This is a genomic window from Jiella endophytica, assembly GCF_004519335.1.
Lineage (GTDB): Bacteria > Pseudomonadota > Alphaproteobacteria > Rhizobiales > Rhizobiaceae > Jiella > Jiella endophytica.
In genome coordinates this window covers 1-23033 of sequence record NZ_SOZD01000005.1, presented here as the reverse complement: position 1 = coordinate 23033, position 23033 = coordinate 1, and the positions used below count along the sequence as shown (strand labels likewise).

The following is a 23033-nucleotide window of genomic DNA, read 5'->3' as shown; positions in this document are numbered from 1 at the left end:
CCGCCGATGATCCCCCGCTACGCCCGCCCCGACATGGTCGCCATCTGGTCGCCGGAGGTCAAATTCCGCATCTGGTTCGAGATCGAGGCGCATGCCTGCGACGCGCTGGCCGAGCTCGGCGTGATCCCGAAGGAAGCGGCGAAGACGATCTGGGAGAAGGGCGGCGCCGCCACCTTCGACATCGACCGCATCGACGCCATCGAACGCGAGACCAAGCACGACGTCATCGCCTTTCTCACCCATCTGTCGGAAATCGTCGGGCCGGATGCCCGCTTCGTCCATCAGGGCATGACCTCGTCGGACGTTCTCGACACCTGCCTCAGCGTGCAGCTGACCCGGGCCGCCGACCTTCTCATCGCCGATCTCGACGCGCTTCTGCAAGCCTTGGAGCGGCGTGCCTTCGAACATCGCGACACCGTCACCATCGGCCGCTCCCACGGCATCCATGCCGAGCCGACCACCTTCGGCGTCAAGCTGGCGCTGGCCCATGCCGAGTTCCAGCGTTGCCGCGAGCGGCTCGTGGCGGCGCGGGAGGAAATCGCCACCTGTGCAATCTCCGGCGCCGTCGGCACCTTCGCCAATATCGACCCCTTCGTCGAGGAGCATGTCGCCAAGGCCATGGGGCTGAAGGCCGAACCGGTGTCGACGCAGGTGATCCCCCGTGACCGCCATGCGATGTTCTTTGCGACCCTCGGCGTCGTCGCCTCGTCGGTCGAGCGGCTGGCGACCGAGATCCGCCACCTGCAGCGCACCGAGGTGCTGGAGGCGGAGGAGTATTTCTCGCCGGGCCAGAAGGGCTCCTCGGCGATGCCCCACAAGCGCAACCCGGTGCTGACGGAAAACCTCACCGGCCTTGCCCGCATGGTGCGCTCATACGCCCTGCCCGCCATGGAGAACGTCGCCCTCTGGCACGAGCGGGACATCTCGCACTCCTCGGTGGAACGCTATATCGGCCCGGACGCGACGATCACGCTGGACTTCGCCCTCGCCCGCCTCACCGGCGTCGTCGACAAGCTGCTGGTCTATCCCGAGCGGATGGAAAACAACATGAATCGGCTCGGCGGCCTGGTTCATTCCCAGCGCATCCTCCTCGCGCTGACCCAGGCAGGCGTCAGCCGGGAAGACGCCTATCGCCTCGTCCAGCGCAACGCCATGAAGGTCTGGGAGAGCTATCACGTCGCCGGCTCGGCGACGGTCGACTTCCTGGAAGAACTCCTGAAGGACCCGGAAGTCCGCGCGGCGCTGCCCGAGGAAGAAATCCGCAAGCGCTTCGACCTCGGCTACCACACCAAGCATGTCGGCACGATCTTTCGGCGGGTGTTCGGCCGCGAGGGGTGAGCCGCAAGCGCTGGCCCTCTGTGGTCTTGGCTCGACGTTTCCGAATGGCCGACGACACGAAAACCTCGTCATCCCGGGCTTGACCCGGGATCCGTTCCAAATCGTCGACGCTGGAGCGAGCACCCAGGCCTATCCCATTGATAGCTCTGGGTTGGAGAGACTGTCTCAACGCGGAGGAATGGATCCCGGCTCGGCGGCCGGGATGACGAAGCGTTGATTGCTGCACCCGCGCGTCCAGGCTGACGCCCGCGGGAAACCTACGGAATTGCCGGCACTTCACGGCGCGGCAATATGTGTGAACCCTGCGGGTAGAAGACCCCAGGCCCGACTTTTCGATGACGCCGGCAATTCTCGTTCTGCAGCGTCGAGATTCAAAGGTATTTGCATCTGACGGTCCCACCACCGGAATCCGCGTTGCAGCCGAATATAAAAAGCCCCGGCGCATCGCGCCGGGGCTCTTGTCATCCGTAGCGTGAAGCCGGATCAGGCCGACTTCTTCTGCTGGTCGTCGTCGACCTCTTCGTAGTCGGCGTCGACCACGTCGTCCTTGGCCTCTCCCGGGGCCTCGGCAGAGGCGCCCTCGCCGGCTTCGCCTTCGCTCGCCTGGGCCGCCTCGTACATCGCCTGGCCGAGCTTCATCGAGGCCTGGGCGAGCGTGTCGCTCTTGGCCTTGATCGCTTCAGCGTCGGCATCGGGCTTCTCGAGCTCGGCCTTCAGATCGTCGATGGCGCTGCGGATCGCGGCGCGATCGGCCTCGGAGACCTTGTCGCCATAATCTTCCAGCGACTTCTCGGCCGAATGGACGAGGCTCTCGGCCTGGTTCTTGGCCTCGACCGCCGCCCGGCGCTTCTTGTCGGTCTCAGCATTGGCCTCGGCATCCTTGACCATCTGCTCGATGTCGGCGTCCGACAGGCCACCGGACGCCTGGATGGTGATCCGCTGCTCCTTGTTGGTGCCCTTGTCCTTGGCCGAGACATTGACGATGCCGTTGGCGTCGATGTCGAAGGTCACCTCGATCTGCGGCACGCCGCGCGGTGCCGGCGGAATGCCCTCGAGGTTGAACCGGCCGAGCGACTTGTTGTCGGCCGCCATCTCGCGCTCGCCCTGGTAGACCTGGATGGTCACGGCGTTCTGGTTGTCCTCGGCGGTCGAGAAGGTCTGCGACTTCTTCGTCGGGATCGTCGTGTTGCGATCGATCAGGCGGGTGAAGACACCACCCAGCGTCTCGATGCCCAGCGACAGCGGCGTGACGTCGAGGAGCAGCACGTCCTTGACGTCGCCCTGCAGCACGCCGGCCTGGATCGCGGCGCCCATGGCGACGACCTCGTCCGGGTTGACGCCCTTGTGGGGCTCCTTGCCGAAGAAGTTCTTCACCGTCTCCTGGACCTTCGGCATGCGGGTCATGCCGCCGACGAGAACCACCTCGTCGATGTCCGACTGCGACAGGCCGGCATCCTTCAGGGCCGACTGCATCGGGCCGACCGTGCGCTGCACCAAATCGTCCACCAGCGCCTCGAACTTCGAGCGGGTGAGCTTGATGTTGAGGTGCTTCGGGCCGGTCTGGTCGGCGGTGATGAAGGGCAGGTTGATCTCGGTCTGGGAAGCCGACGACAGCTCGATCTTGGCCTTCTCGGCCGCCTCCTTGAGGCGCTGAAGGGCGAGCTTGTCGTTCTTCAGGTCGATGCCCTGATCCTTCTTGAACTCCGTCGCCAGATAGTCGACGAGGCGCATGTCGAAGTCTTCGCCGCCGAGGAAGGTGTCGCCATTGGTCGACTTCACCTCGAAGACGCCGTCACCGATCTCGAGCACCGACACGTCGAAGGTGCCGCCGCCGAGGTCGTAGACCGCGATGGTCTTGCCGTCGTTCTTGTCGAGGCCGTAGGCGAGCGCTGCCGCGGTCGGCTCGTTGATGATGCGCAGGACGTCGAGGCCGGCGATCTTGCCGGCGTCCTTGGTGGCCTGGCGCTGGGCGTCGTTGAAATAGGCGGGAACGGTGATCACCGCCTTCTCGACCTTCTCGCCGAGATAGGATTCGGCGGTTTCCTTCATCTTCTGAAGGATCATCGCCGAGATCTGCGAGGGAGAATATTTCTCGCCGGAGGACTCGACCCAGGCATCGCCATTGTCGGCCTTGACGATCTTGTAAGGAACGAGCCCCTTGTCCTTGGCGACGGTCGGGTCGTCGTAGCGCCGGCCGATCAGCCGCTTGACGGCGAACAGCGTGTTCTCGGGGTTGGTGACCGCCTGGCGCTTGGCCGGCTGGCCGACGAGGCGCTCGCCATCGTCCGTGAAGGCCACCATCGACGGTGTCGTCCGGGCGCCTTCGGCGTTCTCGATGACCTTGGAATTCTTGCCGTCCATGACGGCGACGCAGGAATTGGTCGTACCGAGGTCGATACCGATAACCTTCGCCATGTTCATTGTCTCCTTCTTACAGCGGGCCGCCCGGGACCCTCGTCGAGGCATTCCCGTTGGGCGACCCCCACGTGGCGTCTTCGAAATCGCATGGGGCCGGCTCGGTTCCGCGAAAAGCCGTCCGGCCGAACGGTGATGGCGGCTATATATGAACGGCTCCAAACCGGCGCAAGGCGGGTTCTGACGCTTTCGTGAGGACGCATTCCCGGGTCGATGCCGAGGACGCCGTGACGGCGAATCCGACGAAACCGCAACGATCGCAGGAACCACAGGCCGTCTCGCGCGCTATCCAACACATGGTCGCGCCGCTGCGACCCTGCCGAACCGAACCCGATCGGAGTATCAATGAACAATATCATCTATCTCGTCGGCCTCGTGGTGGTCGTCGTCGTGGTCCTGTCGCTGCTCGGCGTCGTCTGACCCGCATCCCTCCCAAGAACCAAAAAAGGCGCACCGCTTGTCCGCGGGCGCCTTTTTTCTTTGTCCGTCGGCTCTCGAGAGCCGGTCGCGCGGCCGGCCGTCAGCCGCCGAAGATCTTGCGGAACAGGCTGCGGTCGTCGTCGCGCCGGCGCGGCGAGACCCGCTGCTCGACGACGACGCCCGGCGGCGGCGAGCGGTCGTAGATCACCCGCCCCAGGCCGTCGCCCTGCCCCTCATAGGGAACCCCGTCGTCGCGCGGCATCTCGGTGTCGTAATAGTCCTCGCCATTGCCGTCGGCGACGAGCGGCGCCTGCGGCTCGCCGATCGTGTAGTTGCCGGGCAGCGGGACGTTCGGCGTATCCTTCAGGGCCGCCTGCATGTAGTCGTGCCAGGCCTCGGCCGGCAGGCTGCCGCCGGTGACGCGCTTCATCTTGGCGCCGTTGTCGTTGCCGAGCCAGACGCCGGTGACGAGTTCGGCGGTGTAGCCGACGAACCAGGCGTCCTTGAAGTCCTGGGTGGTGCCGGTCTTGCCGCCCGCCTCGAAGCCGTCGAGCGCCGCGCGGCGCCCGGTGCCCGAGGAGACCACCCGCTTCAGCATGGCGTTCATCATGCCGAGCACCTCTTCCGACAGCACCTTCGGCGGAACCTCGGCGCCGCGCTCCCACAGCACCTTGCCGTCCTCGGTGGTGATCTTGTTGACGAGATGCGGCGCCGCCTCGTAGCCGCCGTTGGCAAAGGGCGCGAAGGCGCTGGTCAGCTCGAGCAGCGAGACTTCCGACGTTCCGAGCGCGATCGACGGATTGTCGACGATGTCGGACTTGATGCCGAGGCGATGGGCGGTGTCGATCACCGCCTGCGTGCCGACATTGTCGATCAGCTTGGCAGCGACGGTGTTCAGCGAGAAACGCAGGGCATCTGCCACCATTACCGGGCCGCGATAGGTGTTCTCGTAGTTCGACGGCTTCCACTTGCCGATCTGCACCGGTCCGTCGACGATGATGCTCTCGGGCCGCCAGCCATGCTCGATCGCCGTCGTGTAGACGAAGGGCTTGAAGGTCGAGCCGGGCTGGCGCTTGGCATCGACGGCGCGGTTGAACTGGCTTTCCGCATAGTCCCGGCCGCCGACCAGCGCGCGGATCGCGCCGGTGCCGTCGATCGAGACCAGCGCGCCCTGGCTGACATTCTGCTTGGAACTGTCGACGGTGTGGCGGATGGCCTTTTCGGCGAGCCTCTCCAGCGGCATCTCGATCGTCGTCTCGACGACAACATCCTGCTTCACCTCGCCGATCAGGTCCTTGATGTCGCGCATCACCAGGTCGGCGGCATAGTGCTGGGCACCGTCCCAGTAGCTCTTCGGCTTGGTCGGCTTCTGGGCCACCGCGTCGGCATAGTCGCTCTGGGAGATCTTGCCCTCGTCGCGCATCGCCGCGAGCACGACCTCGGCGCGGGCCTTGGCGGCCTGCGGGTCGCGCGCCGGCGAAAGCCGCGACGGCGCCTTGAGGAGCCCCGCCAGGAGCGCCGCCTCGGACAGCGTCACCTCGCTCGCCGGCTTGTTGAAGTAGCGCCTTGCCGCCGCCTCCACGCCGGTGGCGCCCGAGCCGAAATAGACCCGGTTCAGATACATGTCGAGGATCTGATCCTTGGTGAATTTGTGCTCCAGCCAGACGGCGAGGATCGCCTCTTGGATCTTGCGCTGGATGGTCTGCTCGGGATTGAGGAAGATGTTCTTGGCGAGCTGCTGGGTCAGCGTCGAGCCGCCCTGCACCGTTCCGCCGGCCTGCCAGTTGGTCATGAAGGCGCGCACGATGCCGATCGGATCGATGCCCCAGTGGTCGTAGAACCGCCGATCCTCGATCGAGACCACCGCCTCGGGAATGTAGGGGCTCATCTCGTCGAGCGAGACCGCCTTGCCGCCGGTCAGGCCGCGATTGGCGAGCAGCGCACCGTCGACCGAGACGATCTTGACGTTGGGCGGCCGCGCCGGAATTTCCCAGGCTTCCTGCGGCAGCTTGACGGCGAAATAGCCGACCACCGCCGCAACGGCGAGCGTGCCCCAGAGGACGCAGGCGAGACCGAGCCGAACGACATGGCCGAAGAAGCTGCGCCGGCGTCGGCGCCCGTCGCCGCCACTGCCGGAGCCGCCGCCCCGCGATCCACGGCCACCGCCCGCCGAGCGGGTGCCTTTGGCTTTTGCGGCACCCTTGGCCGGCCTTGCGGAGGATTTGCGCTGCCGGTCGTTGGCCGCGGTCGGCACGGCACGGTCGTCCGAGCTGATCGACAGCTCGTCCTCGCTCTCCTGCTCGTGACGATCGAAACTCGGTTCGATCCGCTCGCGCCGTGCCGCCATGCCGCAGCCCCTCGTTCTGATGACGGGCGACGCGGTGCCGCCGTGCCGGCGCTCGCGAACCCCCTCCTGAAATTTCCCCATTCGCCGCGACCACCGACCCGCCTTTGATCGGCGGTGCCGGGTCATCCTTCCGGAATGCCTGTCCCCACAGGCCACTGGCGCGGCATCGACAACGCCGCCGTACCGGAATCGGCAGTCTCGCTTGTCGATGGTAATTGCGGCGATTTAACGGGGCTTTAAGGAATGCCGGCCGGCCGGACGCAAGCTTCGCGAACGCACCGTTGCTTGCCCCTGCCCTGGCGATCGCCGCGCCGGCGCTACTTGCGATCTCAAACCCGCAACGGCGGGACGAGACGACAGGAGAGCCCCATGCAGATCGACCTTTCCACCAAGACCGCCATCGTCACCGGCTCGACGGGCGGCATCGGACTTGCCGCCGCCAAGGGCCTCGCCCGGGCCGGCGCCCGCGTCATCGTCAACGGCCGCGAGAGCGACCGCGTCGAGACCGCGATCCGCGCCGTCCTCGAGGCCGCGCCGGGCTCCGACGTTTCCGGCATCGCCGCGGACCTCGGCAGCGCCGAGGGCTGCGACAGCTTCGTCAAGGCAGCTCCGGAAGCCGACATCCTCGTCAACAATGTCGGGATCTTCGGCCCGAAGCCGTTCTTCGAGATCAGCGACGAGACCTGGGAGACGTTCTTCCAGCTGAACGTCATGTCCGGCGTCCGGCTCGCCCGCGCCTACATGCCGAAGATGATGGAGCACGGCTGGGGGCGCGTCGTGTTCCTGTCGTCGGAATCGGCGCTCAACATCCCGGCCGACATGATCCATTACGGCTTCACCAAGACGGCGCTCCTGTCGATTTCCCGCGGTCTTGCCAAGCTCGCGGCCGGCACCGGCGTCACGGTCAATTCTGTGCTGCCCGGCCCGACCATGTCGGAGGGCGTCAAGGAGATGCTGAAGGAGATGGCCGAGGAGAAGGGTGTCTCGGTCGAGGAAGCCGGCGAGATGTTCGTGAAATCGGAACGGCCGAGTTCGGTGCTCGGGCGCCCGGCGACCGTCGAGGAGGTCGCCAACATGATCGTCTATGCCTGCTCGAAGGAAGCCTCGGCGACCAGCGGCGGAGCGCTGCGCGTCGATGGCGGCGTCGTCGATTCGATCGTGCCGTGAGGCTGCAGTGAAGTGCGCGGGGCGGGCGGCGTCAGGCCGCCCGCACTCACCCGGTCACCAGAGGTCGAGCGAGAACTTCTTCGAAACGCCGAGGGTGAAGGAATACTGGTCGTCGTCGCCGGCCTTGACGATCGGCGAATCCTTGGCGTCGCCGACCAGCTTGTCCCAGGACGCGTCCGCGTTGAGGAACCAGTCCGGCGAGAACTCGTAGCGGGCCGAGGCCGCGACGCCGACGCTCTTGACGCCGCCGTCGGCCTCGAAGGTCGAGAACTTGCCGCCGCTGGCTGCCGCCTCGCCCGGGCTGACGGAGAAATAGGTCTCCATGTATTCCTTCGAGGCGAAGCTGACGGTCGGGCCGAGCTTCAGCGTCACCGTGTCCGTCGGCCGGGCGATCAGATTGGCGCCGGCATCGCCGACGAAGCCTTCCGCGCCGCCGAAGGCATAGCGGGCCGAGCCGTAGACCTCGGCATATTGCCACTCGTAGGAAACCTTGATGCCGGCCTCGTAGGTGGTGTCGACGTCGTCCAGGCCGTTGAGCTCGGGGTGATCAGACACCTTGCGCTCGCCGACGACGTTGAAGGCGGGGCCGATCGAGAAGCCGAGGCCGTCCGGCCCGCCGAAGGAGCCGAGGCCGGGAAGGTTCAGATATTCGACGGAGAAGATCGCGCCGGGCAGGATGCGATAGTCGTCGGAGCCGAGATACTCCGGATCGATGACGCCCTTGATGCCAAGTTCGAAGACGAAGTCGTCGCCGCCATAGTCGACGGCCGCCGGCTGCGGTGCAGCGGGCGCGGGATCGTACGGGCCCACGGCATCGGCCGCGCTCGCCAGGACGGTCGAACCAAGCAGCATGGCGAAAACCGCCGAGGCAAAGCGCAAAGCCATGGGTCTGATACTCCAGCCTTTTCGCATGCCTCGTTCTGACTGCTGCGGAGCGCCGGCCGAGCGCCCCGTCGGGCATGCTGTGGGTCAACACATGCCGGACGGATCGACAGAGCGCAATTCACACACCGGCAAAAAGCGGCACCCGTCGCATCATTCGAATCGCGCCGTTGCAGGAGGGTGACAGACGGTTGCAGCCGAAAGGATTCGCCGTCGCAGGTCGATGGAATTCGGGATGCGGCAGGGCAAATGCAAGAAGGGTGCGGCGATCCCCCGATTGCCGCACCCTTCCAGCTGTCCCCCGCTGCCTCTTTCGAGGTACGGTCATCCCCACACCGCAAATCGGCCTATCGCATGATCGTGACCAAAAATCGATCACCCCTCGCGATGTCGTGCCTTTTTCGGTGTCCCCTATTCCATTCAAATTAGCGCCGATCCGTTAAGAACCGGTTAATAGATGCGCCGCCTTGCGCGGGGCTGGCGCAAACGCACCGACAGGCGCCCTTACCTCGCCCCGAGCGCTGCGAGAATGCGCGCCCAGGACCGCTGTCCCTTGTGGAAGGACGTCATCTCGTACTTCTCGTTCGGCGAGTGGATGGCATCGTCGCCGAGGCCGAAGCCGATCAGCAGCGATTCCATGCCGAGCCTCGACTTGAACTCGCCGACCACCGGGATCGAGCCGCCCATGCCGATCATCACCGCAGGCTTCGGCCATTCGTCGGACAGCGCCTGGCGGGCCTTGTCGAGCAGCGGCGAATCGAAGGGCAGCTGGATCGCCGGCGAGCCGCCATGGGGATGGAACTCGACGCTGCAATCCTCCGGCAGCCGCTCCTCGACGAAGCTTCGGAACGCTGCGCGGATCTTCGCCGGATCCTGGCCGGCGACGAGCCGGAAGGAGACTTTCGCCGTCGCCTCGGCGGCGATCACCGTCTTGAAGCCCTTGCCGGTATAGCCGCCGGAGATACCGTTGACCTCCGCCGTCGGGCGCGACCAGGTCTGCTCCAGCACCGAGCGGCCCTTTTCGCCGGCCGGGACCGAGAGGCCGACCTCGCCGAGGAAGGCTGCGTCGGACATGCCGAGCGCCCGCCAACTCGCCTTGACGCTCTCCGGCGGCTCCTCGACGCCGTCATAGAAGCCGGGAATGGTGACGCCGCCGTCGGCATCGCGCATCTCGGCGAGAATTTTCGCGAGCACATGGATCGGGTTCTGCGCCGCGCCGCCATAATAGCCGGAATGCAGATCGCGGCTGGCGGCCCTGACGACCATCTCCTCGCCGACGAGGCCGCGCAGCCCCGTCGAGATCGCCGGCGTCTCGCGGTCCCACATATTGGTGTCGCAGACCAGCGCCACGTCGGCGGAGAGTTCGTCCCGATTGGCGTCGAGGAAGGGGTTGAGCGAAGGCGAGCCGGATTCTTCCTCGCCTTCGAGGAAGATCGTCACCTTGCAGGGCAGACCGCCGGTCTCGGCCTTGAAGGCCCGGCAGGCCTCGATGAAGGTCATCAGCTGGCCCTTGTCGTCGGCCGAGCCCCTGGCGACGATGCGCTTCGTCCCGTCCGGCATCTGACTGACGACCGGCTCGAACGGCCCGGTCTTCCACTCGTCGAGCGGATCGACCGGCTGAACGTCGTAATGGCCGTAGAAGAGGACATGCGGCGCCCCTTCCGGGCCGTCGTGATGGGCGACGACCATCGGGTGGCCCGGCGTCTCGCGCACCGCCGCCTCGAAGCCGATCGCGCCAAGGTCGCCGGCAAGGAACTCCGCGGCCAGCCGGCACTGTTCGGCATAGTCCGGGTCGGTGGAGATCGACGGGATGCGCAGCAGCGCCGACAGTCGCTCCAGCGAGCGGTCGAGATTGAGGTCGAGACAGGCGAGGACGCTGTCGAGATTGGCCATGGGTCGGGTCCTTGGCTGGAATCGGGAGATCTTGTCAGGCAGGGAGTATCGGCCGGCCCGGGGTTTCGGCAAGACAGAGCGTAGATTCTGCCGCCACACCGAACCATTGCACCGATGCGCGATCCGGCTATGTTCGCGGCAAGGCCCTGCCGCAGCGCGGCCGCCGCCATCCGACACGCTCCACTTTCCGGGAATTCTTCATGCAATATCGCCCGCTCGGCCGCACCGGCCTTTCCGTCAGCGAGATCTGCCTCGGCACCATGACCTGGGGCTCGCAGAACACGGAAGCCGAAGGCCACGCCCAGATGGACCTTGCCGTCGAGATGGGGGTGAACTTCTTCGACGCCGCCGAGATGTATCCGACGACGCCGATGCAGGCCGAGACCGTCGGCCGCACCGAGGAGATCATCGGCTCGTGGTTCGCCGCAAACGACCGGCGCGACGACGTGGTGCTCGCCTCGAAGATCACCGGCGCCGGCAACCAGAAGGTCCGCGGCGGCGAGCCGATCACCGCCGATTCGATCCGCCGGGCGCTCGACGCCAGTCTCAAGCGGCTCCAGACCGACCGCATCGATCTCTACCAGCTGCACTGGCCGAACAGAGGCTCCTACCACTTCCGCCAGAACTGGACCTTCGATCCGAGCGGCCAGCAGCCGGATGCGGTGAAGGCGAACATCGAGGAGGTCCTCGACGAACTCGGCGAGCAGGTGAAGGCCGGCAAGATCCGCCATGTCGGGCTTTCCAACGAAAGTGCCTGGGGCATCACGCAGTATGTGTCGATCGCCGAGCGCGACGGCACGCCGCGCGTCGCCTCGATCCAGAACGAATATTCGCTGATGTGCCGGCTCTTCGATCTCGACCTTGCCGAAACGGCGCTGAACGAACAGGTGGGACTGCTCGCCTATTCGCCGCTCGCCGCAGGTCTTCTGACGGGGAAATACACCGCCGGCGCCGTGCCGCCCGGCTCGCGGGGCTCGATCAACAAGGGCCTCGGCGGGCGCCACACCGAATATGCGACGATCGTCGCCGACGAATATTGCGAGATCGCGCGCAAGCATGGTCTCGATCCGGCGCAGATGGCGATCGCCTTCGGCCTGACCCGTCCGTTCATGACCTCGGTGATCATCGGCGCGACCACGCTCGACCAGCTGAAGAACGCCATCGGCGCGGCCGACCTCACTTTGTCGGACGAGGTGATGGCCGACATCGCGGCGGTCTATCGCCGCCACCCGCTTCCGCTGTAAGGAAGCGCCCGGGCGGAGCGCCCTTCTGCTCCGCCTCCCACCGGTTCGCCGCCTGACGGCCGAAGCGACACCTTTCCACCTGGACGTTCGACGCCCCTGCCCCGAGCGGCGGAGCGCCCTTTGCGCCCTGCCGACCTCAGGCATCCGACGTGACCGACGAACCGACTTCCCTGCCCTCCGCCACGACGCCGGCGCCCAAGGTGCCGCAGGGCCCGCATGGCGAAGACCGCTTCGCCGCCTTCCGCAACCGGCAGTTCCTGCTCTACTGGCTGTCGCGTTTCGCCGCGACCTTCGCGACCCAGATCGTCGTCGTCTCGGTCGGCTGGCAGATCTACGACATCACGCGTGATCCGTGGGATCTCGGCCTCGTCGGGCTGTGCCAGTTCGTCCCGGCATTCCTCCTCGTCCTCGTCACCGGCGCCGCCGCCGACCGCTTCCCGCGCCGGCACATCATGGGCATCGCCGTCGCCGTCGAGGGACTGGGCACCCTCGTCCTCGTCGCCGTGACCTATCTCGGTCTCGCCTCGCCCAATCCCATCTTCGCGATCCTGATCCTCTTCGGTATCGCCCGGGCCTTCTTCGGCCCGGCCTCGAGTTCCCTTGTCGTCAATCTCGTCACCAAGGAAGAACTCGCCAACGCCATTGCCTGGAACTCCTCCTCCTGGCAGGTCGCCGCAATCGTCGGGCCGGTGGCGGGCGGCCTCCTCTACGGCCTCTCGCCGCTCGTCGCCTATGGCGCCGGTGCCGCGCTGTTCCTGGCGAGCGCCGTCTTCGTCCTCGCCATCGAAGCGCCCGCACACCGCCGCACCAGCGAACCGGCGAGCCTCGAGACGATCGTCGCCGGCTTCCGCTTCATCTGGAGCGAGCCGATCGTTCTCGGCGCCATCTCGCTCGATCTTTTCGCCGTGCTCCTCGGCGGCGCCGTCGCGCTGATGCCGGTCTATGCCCGCGACGTCCTCGACGCAGGCCCCTTCGCACTGGGGCTCCTCAGGGCCGCGCCGGGCTTCGGCGCCCTGCCGATGGCGCTCTATCTCGCCGCCCGGCCGATCCGCAACCATGCCGGCGCGATCATGTTCGTCTTCGTCGGGCTGTTCGGCGCCTTCACCATGGTCTTCGGCATCTCGACAACGATCTGGGTGTCGGTGCCGGCGCTGATGGTGATGGGGGCATCCGACATGATCAGCGTCTATGTGCGCGAGACGCTGATGCAGCTATGGACGCCCGACGACGTGCGCGGCCGCGTCAACGCCGTCAACATGGTCTTCATCGGCGCGTCGAACGAGCTCGGCGAGTTCCGCGCCGGCGGCATGGCAAAGCTCATCGGCGCCGTGCCGGCGGTCGTCGTCGGCGGCGCGGCGACGGTTGCGGTCGCAGGTCTGTGGGCCTGGATGTTCCCGCAATTGCGGAAGGCGCAGCGCCTGGCGCGCGACTAGTACGCACCTGAGGCTATTAGACAGCGGTCGCAGCAAAGCCGATGCTGGCCGCTGCCTCGTCCCTCCGGCTATTCCTCGGCGATCTCCACCGGGCAGGGAACGCCTTCGCGCTTGCATTTGTGCTGGTAGGTATAGGCCCAGAAGGCAGGGTTGCGGCCGCTTTCCTCGAGCCTTGCGATCAGCGCCTCGATAAACGCGCGCTTGGCGGCGCCGCCGCCGTGGTGCGGAAAGGCGTCCTTCTCGGCCTTGGTCATCGAACAGCCGATGCAGCGCCCCTGCCGCTTGTATTTGCACACGTCGATGCAGGGCGAGGGAGCGGTCTCCCAGACCGCGTCGTCGTCTTCCGGCTGCGCCGCTGCGCTGCTCGTCGAACTCATGAAAGCGCCGCGTGCTCCGTCGCCATCGGAATGCCGAGAGTCTCTGACAGGAAGGGTCGGTTTTCGACGAGATCGGCGATCGAGAAGCGGCCGAGCGTCGACAGAAACGCTTCGAGCGCCTGACGGAGCGCGGCGTTCAGCTCGCAATGGAAGACCAGCGGGCAGTCCGTCGTGCCGCCATCAAAACATTCCGCCATGGCGAAGTTTTCTTCCATCAGCACCACGACCTCGCGCAGCGTGATCGTCGCGGCCGGACGTCCGAGGCGGATGCCGCCGTTGCGGCCGCGCACGGTCTCGACGAGACCGGAGCCGACCAGCGGCTGGAGGATCTTGAACATGAAGGGCTCTGGCGCCGCATAGGATCTGGCGACGTCGCCAAGCTTGCTCAACCGCCCGGGATTCGTCGCAAGATACATCAGAATCCGGATGGCGTAGTTGGTCTGGCGCGTGAGTCGCATTGATGATCTGCCCTTGTCACGAAGCGGCGCTGCCGCTTCTCCTCCTGACCCCTCAATTAAGGCTTTTTAGAGCAATTAAAAGGTAGAAGGCAAACCCCTTCGCCAGTGGGGCCGCCGTCATCCCCGTTATTTGCGGCTCGAACGACCTGTCGTGGCGTCTGACGGTCTGCCTGAACTGCCACAGCCGAGCCGATATCGCCACTTCAGCGGCGCCCTACGCAGCGGATAATTTCGACGCAGGACTTTCTTTACGTAAGGTCAGATGCTATTCGGCGTTCCGCAACGATCGGGGGATGCGAAAAATGCTGCGTGGGCTTGCCGCCACGATGGGTCTCGTTCTGTGTGCCATGGGCAGCGCTTCGGCGCAGCAGTTCGATCTCCGCTATTTCCAGACGCTGTCGACGGAGTTCCGCGGCGGCGACATGCGCCTCGACGTCTACAACGGCGGGCCGAAGAACGACATGACGCATCTCGCGCCGGCGGCGGACGTCTCCGGCCAGTACTGGAAGCTGACGCCCGCCGGCAACGGCTACTACCGGCTGACGACGATGTTCCGAGGGCAAGGCATGTGCCTCGACGTCTTCAACGGCGGGCAACGCAACAATCAGGTCCATCTCGCTCCCTGTGGGAACTACTCTGGCCAGTTCTGGCGCTTCCAGCGGGACGGCGAGACCTATCGCCTGACGACGCAGTTCCGCGGGCCGAAGATGTGCCTCGACATCTACAATGGCGGGGCCGACGACAACGAGCCGCATCTCACCCGCTGCGCCAATTATTCCGGGCAGTTCTGGCAGGTCTCGCCGACCTGGAAGGAAGCGCGCTGACGGGACGGCGGCAGATCGCATCGCCATCCGGGCCGCATGACGCGGCTCAGCTCTGGAAGATCGCCTCGCCCTGCTCGTCGATCATCTGCTCGGCCTTGCGGAAGGCAAATTGCGCGGCCTCATCCTTCGACGAAAACAGATCGGCGCGGATCATCCGGTGCGACCTGGTTTCGCCGCCGATCTCCTTCTCGATCAGCGCGGCTAGACGGAACTGCGCGCCCTCGGGCATCGGCGTCGCCTTGATGGTGAAACCGGCATAGTCGCGGCTGTCGGCGACGGAGGGCTCGCCCGCGGCGGATGGCTGGCCGCCGGAGCCGCCGAACAGCTTCTTCAGGAAGGACATGCAAACTCCTCGCTCGGCCCCGGACGATGCGGGTCGACTGGCCGGCCTTGGTCACGAGGCCCGTATCGTCAGGGCCATGAGCGATCAGTTATGGTCGGAGAGGCGGATGGCGAGCCCCGGGATCGCGGCAGCTTCCAGCGCCGCGTCGGCCCCGAGGTCGACGATCCGGCGATAGCCGGTCGGCGCCGGTTCGCGAAAAACCCGCGTCTGCAGGCGCACGGCATCGATGACCCAGAGTTCGCGGACGCCGAAGCCGGCATAGATTGCCGCCTTGCGGCCGCGATCCCAACCGAGGCTGGAATCGCCGATCTCGATCACCAGGAGGGCATTCGAGCCGTCCAGCGTCTCGAGGCCGCCGGCCTTTTCGTAGACGACGAAATCCGGCTCCAGAAAGGTATCGATCGACAGGCGAAACGTCGTTTCCGGCGTGAAGGTGAGATCTTCGGGTAGTTTGCGCGCCAGCTCCATCATCACGAAGGTCTTCAGCCGCTCGTGGCGGATCCCCTTGGCAGACATCGGCACGAGCTCCCCGCCGATCAGTTCGACGCGCTCATGCTCGTCCATGATCCCCGCCGCCACCATCGCCTCGATCTCGGCGACGGTGAACGGACGGCGCAAGAGACCCTCCGCCGCCTGGGTGGTACGGGGAAGCGATCCCTCGCGGGACGACAGGACTGGTTCGGGATAGTGTTCCAGCGCGCTCATGCCATCGACATAGCACGAATATGGCCCGAGCGGAGGAGGCCTCGACTCCGATCTACGCCGCGGATCGTCGGAGCAGCCCCTGCTCGCTCAAACTCATGTAGAGAGCGATTGCGTCGAGATCGAACCCATGGGGCCAGGCAGGATTGCCCATTTCGAGGAACACGCGCGAAAACTCCGCCTCGTCTCTCAGCGGACGCAGCATCGGCGCATCCGTATCGATCAGGTCTTGCAGGGAGACTTCGCCTTCCTCGCCGGTCGAGAAGCGAAGATAGAGGCGATGGTTCGGCAGAGCGCGCACTGCAAGGACATCGACCATCGGAAACTGCGGATCACTCATTGCCGTCACCGTCAGGCCCGGGGATACGTTCGAGAGGCTCTCCCGCGGATGCCCTCTGCCAGTTTAGCAGGAGAGCATTGTGTCGGTCGACCGCCCATTGCCGCACGAGCCTTTCGGCGGTCGTCGGCAAGTGTCCAGCAAGGACCTCACCGTCCGACAGCCTCACCAGCGCCCGCGCACTGCCATACTGGGCATGGAAATGCGGAGGATTATGATCGAAGTAGTACATGCGAATGACGATACCGTAGAAGATCGAAATCGTCGGCATCGCATTCTCACCGTCAGCTGTCGAGGAAGCTCCTGAGCTTGCGCGACCGCGACGGGTGCTTCAGCTTGCGGAGCGCCTTCGCCTCGATCTGGCGGATGCGTTCGCGGGTCACCGAGAACTGCTGTCCGACCTCCTCGAGGGTGTGGTCGGTGTTCATGCCGATGCCGAAGCGCATTCTGAGAACACGCTCCTCGCGGGGCGTCAGCGAGGCGAGCACACGGGTCGTCGTCTCGCGCAGGTTCCCCTGGATCGCCGCGTCGATCGGCAGCACGGCATTCTTGTCCTCGATGAAGTCGCCGAGATGCGAATCCTCCTCGTCGCCGACCGGCGTTTCGAGGGAGATCGGCTCCTTGGCGATCTTCAGGACCTTGCGGACCTTTTCCAGCGGCATCGCCAGCTTCTCGGCGAGTTCCTCCGGCGTCGGCTCGCGGCCGATCTCGTGCAGCATCTGGCGCGACGTCCGGACGATCTTGTTGATCGTCTCGATCATGTGCACCGGAATTCGGATCGTCCGCGCCTGGTCGGCGATCGACCGGGTGATCGCCTGGCGGATCCACCAGGTGGCGTAGGTCGAGAACTTGTAGCCGCGGCGATACTCGAACTTGTCGACCGCCTTCATCAGGCCGATGTTGCCCTCCTGGATGAGATCCAGGAACTGCAGGCCGCGATTGGTGTATTTCTTGGCGATCGAGATGACGAGGCGCAGGTTCGCCTCGACCATTTCCTTCTTCGCCTGACGCGCCTCAGCCTCGCCCTTCTTCACCATCTGGACGATGCGGCGGAACTCGATGATCTCGAGGCCGGTCTCGGTGGCGAGATTCTGGATTTCCTGGCGAAGGTTCTTGATGCCGTCCTTCTCGTTCTGGACGAACTTCAGCCAGCCCTTGCCGGAGAGATTGGCGACATGGCGGGTCCAGTTCGGATCGAGCTCGGATCCCTGATATTCATGCAGGAACTCCTCGCGCTTCACCCCGTGGGATTCGGCAAGGCGCAACAGCCGGCCCTCGTTGCCGACGAGGCGCTTGTTGATGTCGTAGAGCTGGGCGACCAGCGCGTCGATGCGGTTCTGGTTGAGCGACAGGCTCTTCACCGCGGCGACAAGGTCTTCCTTGAGCTTCTTGTAGGAGCGCTCCTGGCTCGGCGACAGCGTCCCCTGCGCGGCGAGACGGTTTTCGACCTGCTGGTCCTGCAGCTTGCGCAGACGCCGGTAGCCCTCGGCGATCTGGTCGAAGATCTCCATGACCTGCGGCTTGATCTCGGCTTCCATCGCGGCAAGCGACAGGCTGTTCTCGAGATCGTCCTCGTCCTCGTCGTCGTCGCTGCCGGACTGCGCTTCGCCGTTGAGGCCCGAGCCGTTCTCGGACTGGTTCGACGAATTGCCCTCGTTCGCGGGCTGGGCGGCCGCCGCCGGCGCCTTCGCCTCGGGGCCGGCATAGGTCGCTTCGAGATCGACGATCTCGCGCAACATGATGTTGCCCTCGTTGAGCTCGTCGCGCCAGATGATGATCGCCTGGAAGGTCAGCGGGCTCTCGCAGAGGCCCGCGATCATGGTCTCGCGGCCGGCCTCGATGCGCTTGGCGATGGCGATCTCGCCTTCGCGGGACAGAAGCTCCACCGAGCCCATCTCGCGCAGATACATGCGAACGGGATCGTCCGTGCGGTCGCCGGCCTCGCGCTTCGGCGCCGCCGCGACCTGCGTGGTGCCGGTCTCGGCGACCTCGGTCGATTCCGATTCGTTCGATTCCTCTTCGCCGCCCTCTTCGTCGTCCTCGACGACGTTGATGCCCATGTCGTTGAGCATGGCCATCATGTCCTCGATCTGCTCCGACGTCACGTCGTCGGAGGACAGCATCGAGTTCAGCTTGTCCATGGTCACGAAGCCGCGCTTCTTCGCGGCCTTGATCATCTTCTTGACGGCGTCGTCCGAAAGGTCGAGCAGCGGTCCGTCCGGCGTGTTGTCGTTACGCTCTTCGACCGCTGCTTCGCTTTCCTTGGCCTTTGTCGCCATACGTTTCATTCTCCAGTTCGCATGCCCGTCGGGCGGGCCCTTGCAAATCAAGGGCGGGCGCCACGCTGCGACCCGCAAGGCCACCATATGCAGCATCTGCCGTTAACGACGGCTTAACCATAACTCGAACGCATCCTTGCGGCACACGACTTCAATGGTGCCGGACAGCGCATCTAAAAAGGCGCAGTCGCGCGATCTTTCAAGCTCTGGACCTGATTGTTTGCCGTCTCGACCGAACGGATATGTTCTGTCAAGCGCATTGGCGCAATGGCCTGAGGCAATTCGTCTGGCCGCGACCGATGTCCAGCGCCGAACGAGCATCCCAGATGAAGCCTTCAAATGGCCTTCATGGGGCGTCCTGACAAGAGGCCGAAGCCATCGATCAGCGCTTCCGTGCCGTCGACACGCTCGATTTCACTCTTGATCTCCATCATGTGCGCATAGGCCGCCTCGGTCGGCTCGCGGCCGAAGATTTCCTCGGCCAGCCGCAGCTCCCGTCGAAGCGCCTGGAACCGGTGCTGGAGGTGCAGCATCTGGCGCAGCGCCTCGCGGGCGTCCTCGAAGGCAGCCTCGGCGAGGACCGGCCAGAGGCGGACGGCCTTCAGCTTGGCCTCGAAGGCCTCGAAGAGGCCCGCGGTCCCGTGCCTGCCAAGCTCCGCGAGCAACGCCTCGCGGCCGTCCGGCGGGTTCGTCGCATGGGCATCGAGCACCGAGGAGCGAAGCCGCGACAGGTCACCCTTGGCAAGGTCGAGGCTGGCAAAGACCTCGAACTCTTCTTCCATCAGCAGCGGATGATTGACGAAGCCGACGACGATGGCGATCTCGCGCAGGGAGGGCGCCGGCAGGTTCGACGGCGAGGCGAGCCGCGAGCGGGCGAGCCGGTCGGAGATCGCCGCCCGTCCCGGCTGGCCCCTGCCCTTCTGGCCGTCGCGCCTGCCATAGCCGCCGCGGCCGCCACCACCGCGGCCCTGCCACCCGCCCTGATGGCCGCGCCCCGCCGGCGCGCCGGCACCGAAAAAGGCGGCGAGCCGCGCCGAGGCGTCGTCGAGATAGTGCCGGCGGACCGCCTCGTCGCCGATCGTGCGGAACAGCCCCTTAAGCTTGTATTCGAGATCCGCCCGGCGCTCGGGCGTATCGAAACTGCCGCCCTGTGTTTCGCGCATCCAGACGAGATCGGCGAGCGGCCTTGCGGCGGCGAGCACCTCGGAAAAGGCCTCCGGGCCACCGTCACGCACAAGATCGTCCGGATCCTTGCCTTCGGGGAGCAGCGCAAAGCGCAGCGAGCGGCCGGGCTTCAGCGCCGGCAGGGCCAGTTCTGCCGCGCGATTGGCGGCCTTCAGCCCCGCCGCATCGCCGTCGAAGCAGAGGATCGGCTCACTGGCGGTCCGCCAGAGGAGCTCGAGCTGGCGTTCGGTCATGGCGGTGCCGAGCGGCGCGACGGCGTGGGAAAAGCCCGCCTGGGCGAGCATGATGACGTCCATATAGCCTTCGACGAGGACCAGCGTGCCGGCCTCGCGCGCCGCACGCCGGGCCTTGGCGAGATTGAACAGCATCTCGCCCTTGTGGAAGACGTCGGTCTCCGGGGAGTTCAGATATTTCGCCTGCGCGTCGGCGGCCATCGCGCGGCCGCCGAAGGCGACCACCTTCTCGCCGGCATCGTGGATCGGAAACATGATGCGGTCGCGGAACCGATCGTAGGAGACGGCGATCCCCTCGCCATGGACGACGAGGCCGGCGCCTTCGATCTCCTCTTTGCCGAGCCCCTTGCCGGCGAGATATTCCTTCAAACGGTTGCGGGAATTCGGCGCAAAACCGAGCCCGAATGCCGCCTGGGTGCGCGGATCCATGCCGCGATCGCGCAGATAGGCTCTCGCCTTCGCCCCGTCCGCCTCGTGCAGCTGCTGGCGGAAAAAGGCGGCCGCTTCGGAAAGCGCATCGAGAATGGTGCCGCGCCGCGCCTCGCGCGCCTCGGCGGCGGCATCGCGTTCCGGCATCGGCAGGCCGGCCTCGCCGGCGAGACGCTCCACCGCCTCGGGAAAGGACAGGCCCTCGAGTTCGGTGAGGAAGCGGAAGTGATCGCCGGACACGCCGCAGCCGAAGCAGTGATAGCGGCCCTTGGAATCCTCGCAGTGGAAGGACGGCGTCTTTTCGCCATGGAACGGGCAGCAGGCCCACCAGTCGCCGCGGCCGGGCTGCGACTTGCGGCGGTCCCAGGTGACCCGCCGGCCAATCACGTCGGAAATCGGGATCCGGTCTCTGATCTCGTCGAGAAAGGCGGGTGGAAAGCGCATCACTGTTCCTTGCCACGAGTGACGCCGGGAGGCGAGGCCCGATCCGCGATCATCTGGCAGCCGCCGCGATGAAACCGCTGTCGGAGGGCGGCCCGGCACGGGCATTTTCCTGTGTGCAGGAACCGACCCTCATCCTTTAAAAGATCCGGCCGTCGTCGGACAGCCGTGGCCCAGTTGGACATGCCCGCGGCCTGTCGCTTCCGAGCAGCTGGGGACACGAACCGACCACTGCGGAACGCTGAAACGAAAAATCGGCCGCCCCTTCCGGGACGACCGATCCATTCGACAAAGCGAAGCGCTGTCAGTTGGTTGCGGGGAGAGGATTTGAACCTCTGACCTTCAGGTTATGAGCCTGACGAGCTACCGGGCTGCTCCACCCCGCGTCAGCGACGCCGCGCTTGGCTCCGTCGGTGGCAGCTATGTATGCGACAGTTGGATGAATGAAAAGGGGGGCAGAGCCATTCGCCGGAGTTTTTTCGGACCTCCCATCCCCTCACCCGCATTCGTACGCAGAAACCGACCCAAGCGACTGAATTTTCGATGGAAACATATTCCACTCGGGAGAAAACCAGCCAAAGCGGGAGGTTATCCCAGGCTGCGCCACTCTTTTCTGCCGCCTCTCGGCAGGAGGGACGCGCGAATCGCACGATCCCGGCCGATCCGGCAGCAGCCGGCGACAAGAGCGGCTGGAGTGGGGGCATCTGCCCTCGTCGGTCGCCAAAACCCTGGCAGCGCCGTTCGTCGCCCGCGCGCGACGCATCGGCGCGAGCGGGCGACGAAAAAGCGTTACCTCAGGCCTTCGTCTTCTCCGCATCGGCACGGTTGACCGCGTCGACGATCAGCTTGCGCGCCATGTCGCTGCCGCCCCAGTCGCCGATCTTCACCCACTTGCCGGGTTCGAGATCCTTGTAGTGTTCGAAGAAATGCTCGATCTGCTTCAGGGTGATCTCCGGCAGGTCGGAAAACTCCGATACCTTGGCGTATCGCTGGGTTAGCTCCGGCGAAGGCACGGCGATGATCTTCTCGTCCTGGCCCTTGTTGTCCTCCATGACGAGAACGCCGATCGGCCGGCAGTTGATCACGCAGCCCGGGAAGAGCGGCCGGGTGTTGCAGACGAGGACGTCGATCGGATCGCCGTCATCGGAAAGCGTGTGCGGCACGAAGCCGTAATTTCCAGGATAGGTCATCGGCGTGTAGAGGAAACGGTCGACGACGAGACAGCCGGCGTCCTTGTCCATCTCGTATTTGATCGGCTGGCCGCCGACCGGCACCTCGATGATGACGTTGATGTCTTCCGGGGGATTGATGCCGCGCTTGATCGCGTCGATGCGCATGAAGATCTCCATGAATTCGGCCGTTCCGGCCTGATGCCGCCAACCGCCCGGCAGCCCCCATGTGGTGCAAGGACGGAAGACGGTCCGATGGCTGGCTGCTTAGCCGCTGGAGAAAGGCGTTGCAACGCCGACGGCGGATCTTGGTGACCGGGGGGTCCTGGCGCCGCCTCACCGGCTGTTCCTCGCCTATTGGCCTCTCGCCTCTGCCCTCGCCCTCATGCCCCGGCATCCTACGCCTATTGGCCCCGTGCCCTTGTCCTTTTGCCCCGCGCCGTCCCGCGTTCTGACGTCGCGGACGCAAAAACGCCCCGCCGGTTGGGACCGAGCGGGGCGTATTGTTGGGGTGATGGTGTGAAGAAGCTGGATTTTGCGATTGGCAGACCTGGCAGCGACCGACTTTCCCGCGTCTTGAGACGAAGTATCATAGGCGCTGGGGCGTTTCACGGCCGAGTTCGGAATGGGATCGGGTGCGGCCGCCCCGCTGTAACCACCAGGTCGGCCAATCGCAAAATTTGCATTCGAGAAGCTGGGCCTCAGGCGCCGGCGAGCCCATCCGGGCTCTTGGCTTTCCGTGCCATAAGGCACGACGCGCATTCGCGCTGGGGCTGTCCTCGCGATGTCCGCCCTTACGGGCGGGCGCTCGGACGGCACCCTTCCTGAAGCCTGGTCTTTCATTTGACTGCGTCGCCGCAGCCTTCTTCAATCACGTCACCGACCCTGTCACCGTCCGAGCCCGCCGCGAAGCGGCACATGGCAAGGACAGCCCCGCCTCGAACGAGGCGGCGCGCCTGATGGCGCGTTAGCCGAGGGCCCGGATGGGCCCGCTGGCGATTGAAGCCAAGAATGAAGACAATGATCATCCCGGCGGGATGATCATTGACGAATGAGAACGATCAAGCCGATCGAGCGATTAGTACCGGTAAGCTTCACGTGTTGCCACGCTTCCACA

General features: G+C 65.5%; 18 protein-coding genes, 1 tRNA gene and 1 rRNA gene. 5 read left to right on the top strand and 15 right to left on the bottom strand.

The window, feature by feature from the left end:
• Positions 1–6: 6 nt before the first annotated feature.
• On the top strand, positions 7–1338 hold the full coding sequence (purB, locus tag E3C22_RS15980) for an adenylosuccinate lyase (protein ID WP_134763064.1): 1332 nt from the start codon (positions 7–9) through the stop codon (positions 1336–1338).
• Between the two features lie 483 nt (positions 1339–1821).
• Here purB and dnaK read toward each other — a convergent pair whose 3' ends face one another.
• On the bottom strand, positions 1822–3753 hold the full coding sequence (gene dnaK / locus E3C22_RS15975) for a molecular chaperone DnaK (RefSeq protein ID WP_134763323.1): 1932 nt from the start codon (positions 3751–3753) through the stop codon (positions 1822–1824).
• 520 nt (positions 3754–4273) lie between these two features.
• Entirely contained in the window at positions 4274–6520 is a 2247-nt protein-coding gene (locus E3C22_RS15970) for a transglycosylase domain-containing protein (RefSeq protein ID WP_134763063.1), read from the bottom strand.
• 369 nt (positions 6521–6889) lie between these two features.
• Between E3C22_RS15970 and E3C22_RS15965 the strand changes: the two genes are divergently transcribed.
• On the top strand, positions 6890–7687 hold the full coding sequence (locus E3C22_RS15965) for an SDR family NAD(P)-dependent oxidoreductase (protein ID WP_134763062.1): 798 nt from the start codon (positions 6890–6892) through the stop codon (positions 7685–7687).
• Positions 7688–7741: 54 nt separating this feature from the next.
• Here the strand turns inward: E3C22_RS15965 and E3C22_RS15960 are convergent, their stop codons facing one another.
• A complete protein-coding gene (locus tag E3C22_RS15960; protein WP_134763061.1) occupies positions 7742–8572 on the bottom strand; it encodes a MipA/OmpV family protein in 831 nt (276 codons plus the stop codon).
• 501 nt (positions 8573–9073) lie between these two features.
• Positions 9074–10462, bottom strand: coding sequence for a M20/M25/M40 family metallo-hydrolase (locus E3C22_RS15955; RefSeq protein WP_134763060.1), 1389 nt, complete (start codon positions 10460–10462; stop codon positions 9074–9076).
• Between the two features lie 200 nt (positions 10463–10662).
• Here E3C22_RS15955 and E3C22_RS15950 point away from each other — a divergent pair, with 200 nt between their 5' ends.
• Both E3C22_RS15950 and E3C22_RS15945 read left to right on the top strand, forming a co-directional pair.
• Positions 10663–11706, top strand: coding sequence for an aldo/keto reductase (locus E3C22_RS15950; protein WP_134763059.1), 1044 nt, complete (start codon positions 10663–10665; stop codon positions 11704–11706).
• A 200-nt stretch (positions 11707–11906) separates the two neighbouring features.
• Positions 11907–13139, top strand: a complete 1233-nt coding sequence (locus E3C22_RS15945; protein WP_134763322.1) for an MFS transporter — start codon at positions 11907–11909, stop codon at positions 13137–13139.
• A gap of 68 nt (positions 13140–13207) precedes the next feature.
• Here E3C22_RS15945 and E3C22_RS15940 read toward each other — a convergent pair whose 3' ends face one another.
• Positions 13208–13516 (bottom strand): DUF1289 domain-containing protein, encoded by a 309-nt coding sequence (locus tag E3C22_RS15940; protein ID WP_134763058.1) that lies wholly within the window; start codon positions 13514–13516, stop codon positions 13208–13210.
• Positions 13513–13974 (bottom strand): iron-responsive transcriptional regulator RirA, encoded by a 462-nt coding sequence (gene rirA, locus E3C22_RS15935; protein ID WP_134763057.1) that lies wholly within the window; start codon positions 13972–13974, stop codon positions 13513–13515. Before rirA ends, E3C22_RS15940 begins: the two co-directional genes overlap by 4 nt.
• A 302-nt stretch (positions 13975–14276) precedes the next feature.
• On the opposite strand from rirA, the gene E3C22_RS15930 reads away from it, so the two are divergent.
• Positions 14277–14798, top strand: a complete 522-nt coding sequence (locus tag E3C22_RS15930) for an RICIN domain-containing protein (RefSeq protein ID WP_167591798.1) — start codon at positions 14277–14279, stop codon at positions 14796–14798.
• A 46-nt stretch (positions 14799–14844) separates the two neighbouring features.
• Here E3C22_RS15930 and E3C22_RS15925 read toward each other — a convergent pair whose 3' ends face one another.
• From E3C22_RS15925 to rrf, 9 genes are all read right to left on the bottom strand, one after another.
• Positions 14845–15141: an HlyU family transcriptional regulator gene (locus E3C22_RS15925; protein WP_134763055.1), complete on the bottom strand. Its 297-nt coding sequence runs from the start codon at positions 15139–15141 to the stop codon at positions 14845–14847.
• A gap of 84 nt (positions 15142–15225) precedes the next feature.
• Positions 15226–15846: a Uma2 family endonuclease gene (locus tag E3C22_RS15920; RefSeq protein WP_134763054.1), complete on the bottom strand. Its 621-nt coding sequence runs from the start codon at positions 15844–15846 to the stop codon at positions 15226–15228.
• Between the two features lie 52 nt (positions 15847–15898).
• Positions 15899–16162 (bottom strand): DUF2442 domain-containing protein, encoded by a 264-nt coding sequence (locus E3C22_RS15915; RefSeq protein WP_167591797.1) that lies wholly within the window; start codon positions 16160–16162, stop codon positions 15899–15901.
• Between the two features lie 13 nt (positions 16163–16175).
• Positions 16176–16451: a DUF4160 domain-containing protein gene (locus tag E3C22_RS15910; protein ID WP_134763052.1), complete on the bottom strand. Its 276-nt coding sequence runs from the start codon at positions 16449–16451 to the stop codon at positions 16176–16178.
• 13 nt (positions 16452–16464) lie between these two features.
• The gene (gene rpoD / locus E3C22_RS15905) at positions 16465–18459 is read right to left on the bottom strand and encodes an RNA polymerase sigma factor RpoD (RefSeq protein WP_134763051.1); all 1995 of its coding nucleotides are present in this window, start codon (positions 18457–18459) and stop codon (positions 16465–16467) included.
• A 335-nt stretch (positions 18460–18794) separates the two neighbouring features.
• On the bottom strand, positions 18795–20750 hold the full coding sequence (gene dnaG / locus E3C22_RS15900) for a DNA primase (protein WP_134763050.1): 1956 nt from the start codon (positions 20748–20750) through the stop codon (positions 18795–18797).
• A gap of 306 nt (positions 20751–21056) precedes the next feature.
• Positions 21057–21133, bottom strand: a tRNA-Met gene (locus tag E3C22_RS15895).
• Between the two features lie 408 nt (positions 21134–21541).
• Positions 21542–22084 carry an inorganic diphosphatase gene (ppa, locus tag E3C22_RS15890; RefSeq protein ID WP_134763321.1) on the bottom strand — a complete coding sequence of 181 codons (543 nt, stop codon included), beginning with the start codon at positions 22082–22084 and terminating at the stop codon, positions 21542–21544.
• 380 nt (positions 22085–22464) lie between these two features.
• A 5S ribosomal RNA gene (gene rrf / locus E3C22_RS15885) occupies positions 22465–22579 on the bottom strand.
• Positions 22580–23033: the final 454 nt, after the last annotated feature.